General features: G+C 47.0%; 14 protein-coding genes. 9 read left to right on the forward strand and 5 right to left on the reverse strand.

The genetic code is table 11. The features are described from left to right. Together BMX44_RS15430 and BMX44_RS15435 are read right to left on the reverse strand one after the other, a co-directional pair. Nucleotides 1-887, reverse strand: an 887-nt coding sequence (locus BMX44_RS15430) for a hypothetical protein (protein ID WP_090634679.1), incomplete at its 3' end; no start/stop codon positions are given. Nucleotides 888-995: 108 nt separating this feature from the next. Further along, nucleotides 996-3,038, reverse strand: coding sequence for a hypothetical protein (locus tag BMX44_RS15435; RefSeq protein WP_143056971.1), 2,043 nt, complete (start codon nucleotides 3,036-3,038; stop codon nucleotides 996-998). 210 nt (nucleotides 3,039-3,248) lie between these two features. Between BMX44_RS15435 and BMX44_RS15440 the strand changes: the two genes are divergently transcribed. From BMX44_RS15440 to BMX44_RS15470, 7 genes are read left to right on the forward strand one after another with little or no spacing between them, the layout of a single operon-like run. Continuing rightward, nucleotides 3,249-4,100 (forward strand): hypothetical protein, encoded by an 852-nt coding sequence (locus BMX44_RS15440; RefSeq protein ID WP_090634683.1) that lies wholly within the window; start codon nucleotides 3,249-3,251, stop codon nucleotides 4,098-4,100. A gap of 3 nt (nucleotides 4,101-4,103) precedes the next feature. Beyond that, entirely contained in the window at nucleotides 4,104-4,838 is a 735-nt protein-coding gene (locus BMX44_RS15445; RefSeq protein WP_090634685.1) for a hypothetical protein, read from the forward strand. Further along, a complete protein-coding gene (locus tag BMX44_RS15450) occupies nucleotides 4,835-5,182 on the forward strand; it encodes a hypothetical protein (RefSeq protein WP_090634686.1) in 348 nt (115 codons plus the stop codon). The genes BMX44_RS15445 and BMX44_RS15450 overlap by 4 nt, the downstream gene beginning before the upstream one ends. After that, nucleotides 5,173-5,664 (forward strand): hypothetical protein, encoded by a 492-nt coding sequence (locus BMX44_RS15455; RefSeq protein ID WP_090634688.1) that lies wholly within the window; start codon nucleotides 5,173-5,175, stop codon nucleotides 5,662-5,664. The genes BMX44_RS15450 and BMX44_RS15455 overlap by 10 nt, the downstream gene beginning before the upstream one ends. Continuing rightward, complete coding sequence (locus BMX44_RS15460) at nucleotides 5,661-6,002, forward strand: hypothetical protein (RefSeq protein WP_090634690.1); 342 nt, start codon at nucleotides 5,661-5,663, stop codon at nucleotides 6,000-6,002. Before BMX44_RS15455 ends, BMX44_RS15460 begins: the two co-directional genes overlap by 4 nt. Before the next feature lie 6 nt (nucleotides 6,003-6,008). After that, complete coding sequence (locus BMX44_RS15465) at nucleotides 6,009-7,115, forward strand: hypothetical protein (protein ID WP_090634691.1); 1,107 nt, start codon at nucleotides 6,009-6,011, stop codon at nucleotides 7,113-7,115. Nucleotides 7,116-7,121: 6 nt separating this feature from the next. Beyond that, the gene (locus BMX44_RS15470; protein WP_090634693.1) at nucleotides 7,122-7,607 is read left to right on the forward strand and encodes a hypothetical protein; all 486 of its coding nucleotides are present in this window, start codon (nucleotides 7,122-7,124) and stop codon (nucleotides 7,605-7,607) included. An 80-nt stretch (nucleotides 7,608-7,687) separates the two neighbouring features. Here BMX44_RS15470 and BMX44_RS15475 read toward each other — a convergent pair whose 3' ends face one another. The 3 genes from BMX44_RS15475 to BMX44_RS15485 form a co-directional block, all read right to left on the reverse strand. Further along, nucleotides 7,688-8,188, reverse strand: coding sequence for a DinB family protein (locus BMX44_RS15475; RefSeq protein ID WP_090634694.1), 501 nt, complete (start codon nucleotides 8,186-8,188; stop codon nucleotides 7,688-7,690). Between the two features lie 128 nt (nucleotides 8,189-8,316). Then, nucleotides 8,317-8,955: a cysteine hydrolase family protein gene (locus tag BMX44_RS15480; RefSeq protein WP_090634696.1), complete on the reverse strand. Its 639-nt coding sequence runs from the start codon at nucleotides 8,953-8,955 to the stop codon at nucleotides 8,317-8,319. Nucleotides 8,956-9,351: 396 nt separating this feature from the next. Then, nucleotides 9,352-9,852, reverse strand: a complete 501-nt coding sequence (locus tag BMX44_RS15485; protein WP_090634697.1) for a hypothetical protein — start codon at nucleotides 9,850-9,852, stop codon at nucleotides 9,352-9,354. A gap of 385 nt (nucleotides 9,853-10,237) precedes the next feature. Between BMX44_RS15485 and BMX44_RS15490 the strand changes: the two genes are divergently transcribed. Together BMX44_RS15490 and BMX44_RS15495 are read left to right on the forward strand one after the other, a co-directional pair. Continuing rightward, nucleotides 10,238-11,947, forward strand: a complete 1,710-nt coding sequence (locus BMX44_RS15490; protein ID WP_090634699.1) for a hypothetical protein — start codon at nucleotides 10,238-10,240, stop codon at nucleotides 11,945-11,947. A 49-nt stretch (nucleotides 11,948-11,996) separates the two neighbouring features. Beyond that, entirely contained in the window at nucleotides 11,997-12,545 is a 549-nt protein-coding gene (locus tag BMX44_RS15495) for a hypothetical protein (protein ID WP_090634700.1), read from the forward strand. The last annotated feature ends 128 nt before the right edge of the window (nucleotides 12,546-12,673 follow it).

The raw sequence follows: 12,673 nt of genomic DNA on the forward strand, positions 1-12,673 counted from the left end.
TGTGAGAATGTCATTTGTATTTCCTGCATGGCGTCCTCACGCCGTGACAGGCTGTATTCGATGTTTGAAGGGCGGAACCAGCCGATATCTTCATAGGCGCCGCGCGGGGTGCTGTTGTTGGTGATAAACGAGTGAACGATCCGGAATTTAATGGCGTACATGGCCGGAAGCCCGACAGTTCCATCGCTGGCTGCTGTAAAGTAATGGTGTGCTATATACCACTTGCGCAGCGTGCCGAACTTGTCATCCATGGTGGTTACTCGCAATTCAACCGGCTCATTGCCCTGAACGCTGTCCACAATAGCGCCGCCGATGCGTTTTTTCTCGCCTGATATGGTGTAAGGGGCATAGTCCATGTCGGTTGCAAACATGTTGAACCATGGCGACACCCAGTCACCCATTAATTCGCTGGATACTTCGATGAGGTACAGGTTTTTCTTGGATAGCTTCGCCCATCGCATTGTTTCGTATATTTGTTGCGCTTCAGTAGGTGTGATGCCTCCAAATACCGGGGTTGGGCGTCCCCAGTATGCCGTTTGTGATGCAACCGCGCTCATGCCTGGCAGGATGTCGTTTAATAATCCTGAATCGAGTACACGCAGTCCTGCTGAATTGATGTCACCCTGCAGGATGTCACCAAGCACGCCTCCGCCCACATTTAGTGCCCGGTGCGCCTGTATCGGTATGTGCTCATTGATGGCATTGCGGACAACATTCGTTGCCGTGGCCGCACCTATCCTTGATACGGCCTGCGCCAGTTCACCGCCTCCCATCATGTTTGCCGCATGGCGTCCTATATTACCGGTTATGGATGTCGCACCGGTTATTGCAGATCCGATTGCGCCTTTCTGTGACAGGGTTTTTGCGATATTGTTATAGAGTGACATTTTGTGTTAGCCTATTGTTAACGCTTTGGGAGCGACGCCGGAAGGCGTGCAATGTGGTTCCTTGATTGGGACTGTTCATCATGTGTGAGTGCATGACTGAGCGAGAAGCTATGACCTGTCACCCAATGCCGAAAGGTACTCGGAGACAGTTAGCAATCCGGGGCGCTTCTCTCCCGGCCCAAGGCGTGCCAAAATTCTTTTTTTATGCTGCATTTTCTTTGCTATTTGTCTCTTTTTGCTTGCATAAACAGACCGTGCGATCACGGTTATTGATGACCCTCTAATATTTAATTCAAACTCAATCCGTACAAGCGGTATATCCCCCGACCCTATACGTTCCCTGAAGATTGCTATTCTGTTGTTATGATGGATGAACCAGTCATCAGGCTTGTTGATTACAAACTGGATATCTTCTAACACCTGGTCCGGATCGTTATCGTAGACTTCATCATGTTTTTGCGCGAGTGCATGTAAATCAGCCCGCAATGACATGGGTTTGTCGAATCCAAGCCATTTAATTGTTTTTTGAGGTATCGGTATAGTGGTGCTATTGCCTATGCCGTCGAGTATTTCTTCCGCTTCATCGTCAATATCGCCGTAATCGCCACAATATGGCAATGCGCTATCCATCTTGAAACCGTCATCGCTTCGATTTCCGAAGCCATCATCATGGTTTTCATCCTCATCCTTTGCCTTGACTATTGCCGCATATATTTTCGCCTGGTCTTCGTCAAGCAACATTTCCTTGGTTAAAAAGTCTTCCATGATTTCTTCAGTAGCGCCGATATCCTTCATTTGCTGCATGGCTTGAACCAGAATCATGCCGGCGTTCATTGCGTCTGATCTGGTTTTTTGTTTTTCCGATTCAAGCGCAGAAATTGAACCGTAAAAATTAACGGTCCATGGTCGCTCGCTTGCATGGAAAACGACACCATATTTCTTCAACGTATGGATATCGATAATGTGATAGATGAAATCAGCCAGTGCAGTACGTATATGACGAGCATTCTCGGCTGCCTGCGCGGATGTGCGAAAGAAGCCGCCTTCACCAAGTCCGCCAGCCATCTGGTCAGCAAAACCTATCATTGACATATCCACGCCAATAGCGCCAGACAGAAGTCTTGCATGGAAAATGACGTCTTCGACGGTTATGGTGCCGGTACGCCCGGTTTGCCCACCGTCCGCATTGCTAACCGTGGTCAGTTGTTTCTCACCCCATACCGGAATCATGTGCCAGATACGTTCGAGCAGTGGCTTTCCTTCCTGTACTGCCGTTTCTGCCCGTTTCTTGGATGATTCCAGCATTGTTTTAACCGACGCGAGAAAACTTTTTTGCTGCTCAAGCGTCATCGATTCCATGTTTAACTGCAGCATTTTTTCATCGATAGAGTCAATCCATCGCTGACCTACGAGCCCGATAAGCGAAGCGTAGAGGTTGTCATAAGCCTGTTCAGCGTTATAAAGCAGTGAACCGCCCGCCATACTAGGCATGATTGGTACGCTGTCCAGATCATCCTCAGTGATCATCATCCTGATCGCCTTTTCGACTACGCCATGCTGTGGTATCCATTGCGTACGCGGCATTTTCATCCTTGCGAGCTGAGCCACATTAAGTTTTTCAAGATTTCTTTCGCCCAGAAAAACCTGGAAACCGACTGTGCGATTGCCGCGCTCAAACGGCTGTATCAGTTGAGGCCGTACAAGCTCGTCGGTGTAAAGATCGACGACACCAGCGCCTTCCTTTGAGTAAATCCTTGCATATGAATCACCGAATGCTGCGCCTGTATATGCGCACTGATACGCTTTTTTATTCAGGATAGGGCCGAGGGTGTCTTTTATTTCCTCAGTCATATCTTTGAGCTTTTTGTTTTTCTCGGTTTCTGGCTTTTGTTCGATAAAAACGACATCGCCGGTTGTTTCATGACCGCCTAATGCCGATGTGACCAGCAACTTCAAAGCGGAAGAAACAATGGCGTCAGATTCCATATCCTCCCATTTGCTGTAGATCAGCTGGCGTGCTCTTGCACCGCGCCTTCCGGTGCCAAGCAATGATGCAATAGTGGTTGTTCCGCCGCCGTGAAGGTAGGAATCCTGCTCTTTGATCTCACTTGCAGGAGCGATGTATTCAGCCGACCATCGTCTGGTTGGCATTCCAAGTTTCGCAAGGAAACTGGATTTTTTGATGTTTGGCATACCAGGGCAATTATGGATTTTTATTCAATTGCAAAATGGTATGTTGTAACGGGCTCCCAATAATGCCGATTTTCCGCAGCCGGGCAGATCAATAGCGGAAAATTGCGAGAAATACCGAATGTCAGGCCGGCATTATTACCCGTGTTGACTAACCACGGAGTAAAAGATATGCCTATCAAAGAGACACCAATCATACGCTACTCGCTGAAAGACAGAGGGCGTCAGCACACCGGACAACCGCGCAATTTCAATATCAAAGCGCTGTATGACAGCATTAATGGTTCCGCATGCCAGGAAACAGTCGCATCACGTGGTATGACGGGTTATTACGGTCACATGCCTAGAATACGGTTCGGAATGACACCAGTAGAAGGTGTTTTTGATAATGGCAAATTCACACCGGTCGAGCATGCGCTTGTGACGACACACCTGAAAATTGATGAGAATGGTGTGATTGAGCACAAGGCTGAATTCCTTGATACACCGTCAGGAAGATTGGCTGCGAGATTGTTTGATGACAAGGTTGGCGGCTGGTCATCAGCTATTGATCAATCCAAACCCGAATTTCATGGCTTCGATTATGTTATTCAGCCTAATTTCCTTGCCAATTCGTTTCGTGGCATAACAATGGATGACGTTCTGGGCGGTGATCTGGATGACAAGGAAATAACACTTGATGATGTTTATGCAGCGGAACAAGAGGAATACACACAGGGCATAATCATGCTGCTAGACAGCATCAAGGGTGAGCGTGAAGTATCGAACGAAACGATTGAACGCCTGCAGCAAGAAAACGAGCAGCTTATATCGTTTTTGGCAAGACATAACGTGGATCCGACTGCGGTTCTGGATACTGCCGGCAGTTCTTCTCACGTAATGGTTGATATGAATGCAACCAAAGAATTGCTTGATGACGTTAACGGTTTCAAGAATGAAACCCTGCCTCAAACCGGCAAGCGTGAAGAGGCTGTTATCGAGAGCAAAGTGTATAAACGCATGCTCACACGCATGACTCGTTAACGCATGATCGAACCAGTCAAAAAAGCCTTCAGCGCATATATGGAAGGCTTCTATAACAGTGTCGTTCCGACAACCGGGTCATTACAAGAATACGTGTCCAGGGGCTACGCTACAAGTGTGGGGTGGACAAAAGACAGGCTGGTAGATGATGCCGAGGCCATGCTCGAATCGTATTACAAGAACGACACCAACGACGGGCCAACGCAACCGCCAGAATTACCAGTCATTCTAATGGCTACCGAAAAGACTTATATCCCGTCCGGGCGCGATTACACGCGGCAGGTAACGGTCGACGATAACTTGTGGCTGATACTGCCGAATGATGTCAAAGAACGCGCTTTCGATATCAAGGTGATGGCCGGTGATATTCGTGCGCAGCTGGCCATTTTCGCGCATACGCCCGATACAGCGCGGTCACTTGCAGCGCAATTCCTTCTGTATGTGGATTCACCGTTTCGAAGGCGCTTTAATGCGAGCTATGAATTTGCCGGGCAGGGGATAGATGGCTGGCCGGTACAAATAGAGACGCCGGATATCCCTGCTTCTGATATCAAGGTTGAAGGGATTAAGAACATGACCATTCTGGCGATCGATATCACGTTACATGCGTCGATACCGCTGTTTGGTGCGCCTAAAGAAGGTGATCCGAACGATGGTAAGGGTATTCCAGGTACCGATGATCCTGCAGGTCATCCGGTTGTGGTGGAAGTCATTAACAATCGCGAGGATGCGTTGTGATCGAGCGATACCAGGATGAGATTATTGGTTATTTGCTAATAGGCCTGTGCTTTCTGTTGCTCACACTTAGGGGCAGCATGAAGAATTCAGGCGATTTGACTCTGCTGCAATCACAGGAGATAGAACTCGGTGAGATTGTATGGCGTTCGATATTCCTGTGGCCGTATCACTTGTTATGCTGGATTTTCTCATGGCCGATCTGGTTAATGCCGGTCAGGGACATCCTGTTGAGGATTGGCATACTTAACCATGAAATGAATCCGCTGTACAAATTCCTGATTGCTGTGCTGCTGTTCCTGAATCTGGTTTTTCTCTGGTATTTCGAGGTGTTCAGGTGGCAATAAAGATCCAGTCAACGTTCTCAGGTTATAACGGCGGCGCATGCACGCTGTTTTCATTGCTTGATACTGATACTAATGTATTGGCTATCAGTGTTCAGGCGGAATATCGGAAAGAACGCCGTGAGGATTGTGTTGTTATTACAAACGAGTTGGATATAGACCGTGACAAGCTGTTTACGGATGATGATATCAAAGACGCTATTTCAGCGTTTTACGCGTTGCAGCAAGGTGTCGCATCTGACGGCAAGGATACCAGGTTAACGTTCTCTGATCGTGCGGCCAGGGCGAATCCGGCATCATCTATCGAGAAAGACGGCATCGATGTCAATGGGCCGCGTTATCGAATATCAGAAAACGTTACATGCGGACAGATGGCCGCACTCGCAACGTGTTTGCATGCAATAAAAGCCGGAAAGATCGAGCAGACACTGGAAATGGCTAGTGAATTAACGCGATTGATGAGCGGAGAAATCGTTTCTATATGATCGATGTCAATTCAACCGCTGCTAAAAACTTTTACAAGGAGATCCGGCGTTTCGCGCAAAGAACAAAGCCATGGGAAACGGCATTGTTCTACGAGACGAAACCGGATGAAAGACACGATATAACCCTTGTTTCCCAGCGCGTGTATGGGCGTCGTGATGAGTTTCTCGTGGTAATGGCTGCGGCCGGGCTTGATACTGTCGATCAGCCATTGCCTCAGGTCCGTATTGTTTTACCGACTGAAGGCCAGCTCTATGCAATCAAGAGACGTACGGGCTTTGAATCCATAGCAGATAACCGCAACGATTTTAAGCCAACCTGGGAACGGCACAGGAGGTAAAGGCTAGTGGCTGACAGTATTTTCGGCAAGCTTAGAGGGCATGTTGGCGAGGCGAGGGGTCGAGCACAGGAAGACAAACGTGAACGCGAGCAAGCAGAACGCAAGGCCGATTCTGTAATACTCACGAAGCGCGAAGTTCAAGGGGAGTGGGATGCTGCCAGAACGCTGTACACGACACTGGGCGCTACCGGTCCGAAGAGCATGCGGGCAATCACTGCAAACGATCTTGCACAGTACCGTCACAACATGCGTATGGCGCAGAGTAATTTCAAAGGTAACGGCATTACTGCCAGGCAGGTTATAGATTTGGCATCATCGAAACCGTTACCGCCAGCCTTAGGTGCGAAAAACCCGGAAACCGATATAGACAGGGCCCGCAGACAGATAAACATGGCAATACCCGTGTCAGCCGTAAATAATGAAGTACGTTTTATCACAAATGCCGGGCCGGATTCGGATGTTAATCGCCATCATGTCCTGGTCCGCTTTAACGCATTTTCTGAAGCCGCCAACAAAATGCTCGCTGCAAAATCGAAAGACAGGAGCACACCGAAACAGACCGCAAACTGGCTAAGAAAGCAGAAACTCGCGTTTGACTGTGATTGCAAACGGCATAGATTTTTCTTTCGTTATATCTCCACGATTGGAAATTTCAATGCCGGCCGTGATGAACTTGGTTACCCGAAAATACGAAACCCGAATCTGAAGGGTGTTGCATGTAAACATGTGTTGCGTGTCATGAGCGAGATTGACACGTCAGCAACAGTGCTTAGTTTCCTTACAAAGCACATGGAAAAAGTACATGCATCTGCAAACAATACCTCTAAACATCAAATGCGCCAGGCTGAGGCTGACGAAGCAGCGCAGAAACAGGCCGCAAGAAGGCGGACAATCAAAACCAGTGAACAGCGCGCCCAGGATCGCGCACGAGCACAGGAGCGCAATGCGCTGAATGTTGCCGCAAAGAAAGTTAAACGGGTGAAGGTCAAACCTGTTAATACGCGCAAGATTGAATCCGCGTTGAAATCCGGGAAGTTGGCCGAGTCGGATCTTGAGGTATTGCGAAGATTCGGGTTCAGCGACAAACAGATCGCCGACAAGTTGGGAGTGTAGAACATCATGCTAAACAATGTTCCAAGCGGTATTAACCGGATGCGTCGCAATGTAGTTATCAACCACCCTAATACATGGGAATGCCAGGTATTCAAAAAAACAGTCAACCGTAATGGTGAGCCTGTTGTTGGTGGATTGCCTACGCTAGGTGGGGCGATGGTTCTCAGTTCCGAGGATGAAGAGAGCGTATCCTGGGAACATGTTGGAAGCGGGTACGCACTGGAGGCTGAAACATTCTCGCCGGCCAGTATGACGGATCGTCAAGACGCGAACATTGGTCCGAATGTGGTCCGATACCTGATCGAGCCGGAATTCCCTGAAGGTATGGAAGGCCATTTCTTTATCAGGAAACATTTCGTTATCTATATGGTGATTACTGATGAAGTAAGAGTGGCGTATGAGGTGGTGGATATCGAAACTGTTATGAATGTCTCACCGTATGCAACACGCTTTGTCATGAATCGTAGAAGTGATTTGGATTTGTTCGACTGATTTTCAGGCGTTCTCATGGTTGGTACCGGTACCTACCTGATTACAAGTGGCTGAAACTGATTGCTTCGGCTTTGCCCGATTCAGGTATCGATTTCCGGCATCCAGATCAAGTCAGTTACGCCATAATCCAGGCCACACTGATTCAGCAATGCTGTTAACTGGCCTCTATGATGCGTCTGGTGATTGAAAAAATGGATTACGGCTATAGCCATTTTCTGGGTGCGTTCCACTGGATGAACAATACTGGTATATGTCAGATTTCCATCCAGTACCTTATCAGATAGTTTTTCAGTCCATTGTATAATCCGTGCATCCATCAGGGCGCGCTCATTCCTGAGCTGATCGAAATCGGAATAGAGCTCTTGTGCGAGCGATTCCACCTGAACGGGTTTGTTTTCAAAGCGGCCTAACCAGACTTGATCCCCCAGCAACAAATGATTAAGGGTGCCGTGTATGGACCCGAAAAAGGCTTTTCGCTCTTTTTTTCGTTCCTCGTCCGATAGGTGGCTGCATACATCGTATAGCCGCCTGTTCATCCACTGGTTATATTGGGCTAGTAATTTACATTCATCAACATGCATGATTCGTTTGCACTTGTGTATGCTTTTTGGATTTGATCTGGAATCGTATTATGGGTATTTGTTTAGATTGATCATGCAGCTTTCTTTGCATTTCACGATTCAGAAACTCAATTTTTTATATATTTAGGTTAAACCAGCATATTTTCAATATCATTTGTTTCCAACAGATTGACACCGATATTTTGCATCTCTTCTTCGCCTATGGGATATAGCCGAGAAATGGCATCTTTCACCAACACAATGCGAAAATCCCGTTCACTGGCCTGATAAATGCTTGTTCTTGGACAATTTGGAAAATTACATCCTGAAAATATAACTGTATCTATTGCCCGTTCTTTCAAGAAGTTTTCCAGCATCGTTTTGTAAAATGCGCCCCAACGTGGTTTATATATGACGTACTCATTTTGATCGAATTCTTGTATGTTTCCAGACAAAAGTAAACCAGCATCTAGTCTTAAGCTTCGATCAGGTTTTAATTCATCAACCAGTTCTGCGCCACTGGAATCAGGCGCGACGATTTCCCTTCCTTCTTCTACGGCTTGCTTGCGGCATACATCAACGTTTGAACCGTTTTTTAGATAGAGTCTCACTACATGAATAATTGGCAAGCCATTTTTACGATAAGCGGTTAGGAGCCTAACCATATTAGGTACGATGACATCTGTTCCATCGATCTGTGCCGGCGCGTTGTTCAGCGTAAAATCGTTTTGAGTATCTATCGTGATAAGTGCGGATTTTTCAATGTGAGGATCGGTATATTTATTCATTTTCAGTTATTTGTTTCAACGAAAAATGTATTCTCGACTGTGATCTTTAGAACGTAAGACTAATGTTTTGTAATTTGTGCTGTTAATTTAGCGCTGTCGCAGATCATACCAAGGGAGAACAGGTCGGTTGCAACTCAATTCGAATTTTGAACTCATAATCTGTTGCAATTACGGCCCACATTTCAAGTGTGGAAATAAGGCTACATTAGACAGGACAGACTATAAAATTTGTACTGTAATACAAATAGGTTAACAAAATATAATGGCTTTCTGTTCATCAGAATAACCATGTATCAGCCAGTGAGCATCACCCGTTTATTGTTCTATGCGCCAAACAACAGTTTGATCATGGTAGTGATTGTTTTTTTACTCAAGCATTGAGGCGAAACCGAAGGTTCATCTTGGAGATTGCATAGATCCCGTGTTAGGTGATATTGGTACTAAGGCACTTAAAGCATCCTTAAACTCTTTAATTAACCCGCCAACCCCATTGGTTGCATCAATCAAGGAATCAAGAATGGCATCAATAGCATCGATTATCTTTTTGAACCATTCTCTTATGGAAAATTGGTCTTTTATTTTATCCCACTGCTCTGCGATGCTGTTGAGCACTCTGAATTTAAAACGAAGGGGTCGTCCAAGAAGTCCGTGCTGGCGTAACACTGGTTGTGGGATTCCTTCAATAGCATTATCCAGATCTAATCCGGCGCCTTTTGCGATATCGTATCTGAATGTTTCCCACGCCAAATCATACAGCTCAGGAGATTCTTCCCAAAGAAATGAAAAGTGATTTTTATGTTCCAATACGTAACCAAGAAAATCACGTATGTTCTTTACAAACATTTTCAGTTCTTCTTTTCCTGGTTCTTCTGATTTAGCAATTTCACGGAACCACATAGAGTATTTCCTCCTGCGTGCTCATATAACTAGCAGGTAAATTATAGTGCCAATTTATATGAAAATATGAATTATTTTTACCATGAATGATCCGCATCTTTGGATACCAAAAGTTTCAGGTCATATGGATAAATTCCAGTTACAAAATTATCCGCTTTGGTGAGCCAAGCATTATCAAACTAACAGATTAACGACCTGAAATTACAAATATAGATCAAGACCGTCTCCGGGCGGTTTTTTTATGTCTGCAGAACACTTCTAAAACCGGAAAAACCCACATTTAGGCTTTTTCTGTCCTTTCACAATAAACATTAACTCGCTCATTCGAGTATCAGTGCCCGGTCATGTGTCCGGGTGAGTAATTGTTTATCAACGAGGACAGAAGATGACGACAACAGCAGTCAGACGAACCCAGCAGGAATATCATAGCCAAAAAACCGAGAAGGTTTCCGCTTTTGTTGATTCTCTGCGTGAAAACTCAGTAAGCGGTGGCACATTCGATTCAGCAACTGCCAATGATTTCATTGGTTCTGCAATTAACCAGGATACCGGTGTTCCGGTACCTGAGGATATGCAGATTATTCTGGACGAAGCTTATGCGGGGAGCAATGATACCGAAAAGCAGCACAACAGGACGCGAATAATCCGGGCAATCTTTGACGGTATCAATACCTATGAATCCCAGCATGGCCTTGGCGTTCCGGCCGATATAGTCCAGCATGCCATTCACATGGCGTATGCGACAACCGACCATGCAAGAAACAAATTTCCGCAACTGGATTCGGCAAACTCTGTTCATCACGACCAGTTGTCACTGCAACCAAATCGAGCTGTGGTGGCGATAATTTCATCGATGGGTGATGCGATTCCCTTCGCCCACTACCTGCCCGCAGATATCGGCTCGAACGAGGCGAGATTGGCCATCCTTATGCACCAGGCCGGCAGCGATTACGGTATGTATTCACAAAACGCCTCTATGGACGGTGTCAATTGCGGTAATGCCTATCTTACCCCGTCAAGAATCCATACATTAAATCCGGCTGTTTCGACTGGTGACGTGAACGGTGCGCTGACAACGCTGCAGGATACATTTGAAACTTGTGACCAGGGAGCTGCCACAATCAAATTGTTGCGCGGCAGATCGATTGTTTACGTAAACGGCATACGCGCCGCTGAAGAAATTTCAGCTTCAGGTACTGGCAATTCAGTCGTCAGCGGATCCGTCACTCTGTCAGGCACGACATACAATATCGGCGGAACTATAAATACAGATACAGGTGTTTTTGCGATTACCACAACACCTGCCATGCCAGTAACGAACGTTGTCACAGTGGAAGGCTTTATCGATTATGAGCGTGCACCTGAACTGATCCCGAGATTCCAGTCGTCAGTCGAGCCGTTCAAGTTGTTCGCTAAGGCATGGCGCGGATACACGAACATTACACCTGATGCGCGCACACAGATATCCCAGGAATTGGGGCTGGATGCGCACGGCGAATCGATTATCGCAATTCAGCGCCAGCTATCCGATGAACGACACTACGAAGTGCTTGCGAAAGCTGGTCGCCTGGCACTGAATAATGCCGTAAAGTTCGATTACGACTGGACAAACCGAAAAACATATATGCATCGTTCGGATGCGTGGCGCGATCTTGCCACACCGCTTGGTGCAGCGTCTCAGCAAATGGCGATCAATACGTTCGATCATGGCATTACCCATTTGTACGTTGGTAAGCACATTATGGCCGACTTCCTGTCATTGCCTACTGATATCTTTGTGCCTTCCGGCGTTGTCGAACGTCCCGGTATTTTCCGTATCGGCCGTCTGTTCGGGCGTTACGAAGTCTATTACACGCCCAAGAACATTCAGGATACTGCCGGTTCGGGTCAAATTCTCGGTATTGGTCGGGCAAGTTCCGTTGCCCTTAATCCGTTTGTTCTCGGGGATTCCGTACCGACCACCATGATTCCGCTTGGTGTTGGAACGGACCTGAAACAGGGTGTTGGCGTCTACGGCAGAAGCTTTACTGAAGTAAATCCATACCTTCCTGCTCAACTTGGCTGCGCGGTGATCAATGTGACAAATCTACAGTAACTGGTTTGAAGCTGAAATATCACTGACAGTATTACAAGGAGTATCGCAAATGAGAAAGATGGAAATCGGGGCGCCAGCGCTCCAGGGTAACGAAAGGAAGACGGTGAAGGATGTATTCGGAGATGCTGAATTTCCGATTATGGCCAGGGTGACGAACCATATGCCTTGCGACATCACCTTGCCGGAGATAGGCGGTCTGGAGCTTCTGCATGTGTGTAACAGCGAGGGTCGCAATTCAAAAGAAGTCATGATTGACGATATTGACCGGCTGACACGCGCTGTTTCCAGCATGGAGCAGATTGCCGGATTAAGCAGGGTACGCCACGCATTGACGATCGAGGTGGTTTCGGCTGAAGGTGATGAGGGCGAGGGTGATAACCCTGAAGACCAGAATCCTGGCCCTGATGGCGGCTCTGCAGGTGGTGAAAACACTGGCGGGCAGAGCGCTGACGATGATCAGAACGGCAAACAGGACAAAAGCGGTGGTGGTGATGACCAAAACAGCCAACAACCTGAAGCAAATAAAAGCGGCGCTGGTGCAACAAAGACAGCGGCAAAATCAGGCAGTTCTGGTAGCAAAGCAAAGAAAGGGGATTAATCAGTTATGAGCGGATCACAAGCATTTGTCAGGCAACTCGGTGAAGAGCCGGGTGTACAGCTTAACCCGCTGCGCGATAATTCCGAGATTCCTGCATTTAGCAATGCCGACCAGAATTTCGGGATTAT

It is taken from the genome of Nitrosomonas marina, from assembly GCF_900110145.1.
GTDB classification, from domain to species: domain Bacteria; phylum Pseudomonadota; class Gammaproteobacteria; order Burkholderiales; family Nitrosomonadaceae; genus Nitrosomonas; species Nitrosomonas marina.

Excerpts from the sequence above, each read along its gene's own strand:
- BMX44_RS15440 (WP_090634683.1), top strand. The coding sequence starts at position 3,249 with ATGCCTATCAAAGAGACACCAATCATACGCTACTCGCTGAAAGACAGA.
- BMX44_RS15475 (WP_090634694.1), bottom strand. The coding sequence starts at position 8,188 with ATGCATGTTGATGAATGTAAATTACTAGCCCAATATAACCAGTGGATG.
- BMX44_RS15435 (WP_143056971.1), bottom strand. The coding sequence starts at position 3,038 with ATGCCAACCAGACGATGGTCGGCTGAATACATCGCTCCTGCAAGTGAG.
- BMX44_RS15490 (WP_090634699.1), top strand. The coding sequence starts at position 10,238 with ATGACGACAACAGCAGTCAGACGAACCCAGCAGGAATATCATAGCCAA.
- BMX44_RS15485 (WP_090634697.1), bottom strand. The coding sequence starts at position 9,852 with ATGTGGTTCCGTGAAATTGCTAAATCAGAAGAACCAGGAAAAGAAGAA.
- BMX44_RS15480 (WP_090634696.1), bottom strand. The coding sequence starts at position 8,955 with ATGAATAAATATACCGATCCTCACATTGAAAAATCCGCACTTATCACG.
- BMX44_RS15460 (WP_090634690.1), top strand. The coding sequence starts at position 5,661 with ATGATCGATGTCAATTCAACCGCTGCTAAAAACTTTTACAAGGAGATC.
- BMX44_RS15470 (WP_090634693.1), top strand. The coding sequence starts at position 7,122 with ATGCTAAACAATGTTCCAAGCGGTATTAACCGGATGCGTCGCAATGTA.
- BMX44_RS15445 (WP_090634685.1), top strand. The coding sequence starts at position 4,104 with ATGATCGAACCAGTCAAAAAAGCCTTCAGCGCATATATGGAAGGCTTC.
- BMX44_RS15495 (WP_090634700.1), top strand. The coding sequence starts at position 11,997 with ATGAGAAAGATGGAAATCGGGGCGCCAGCGCTCCAGGGTAACGAAAGG.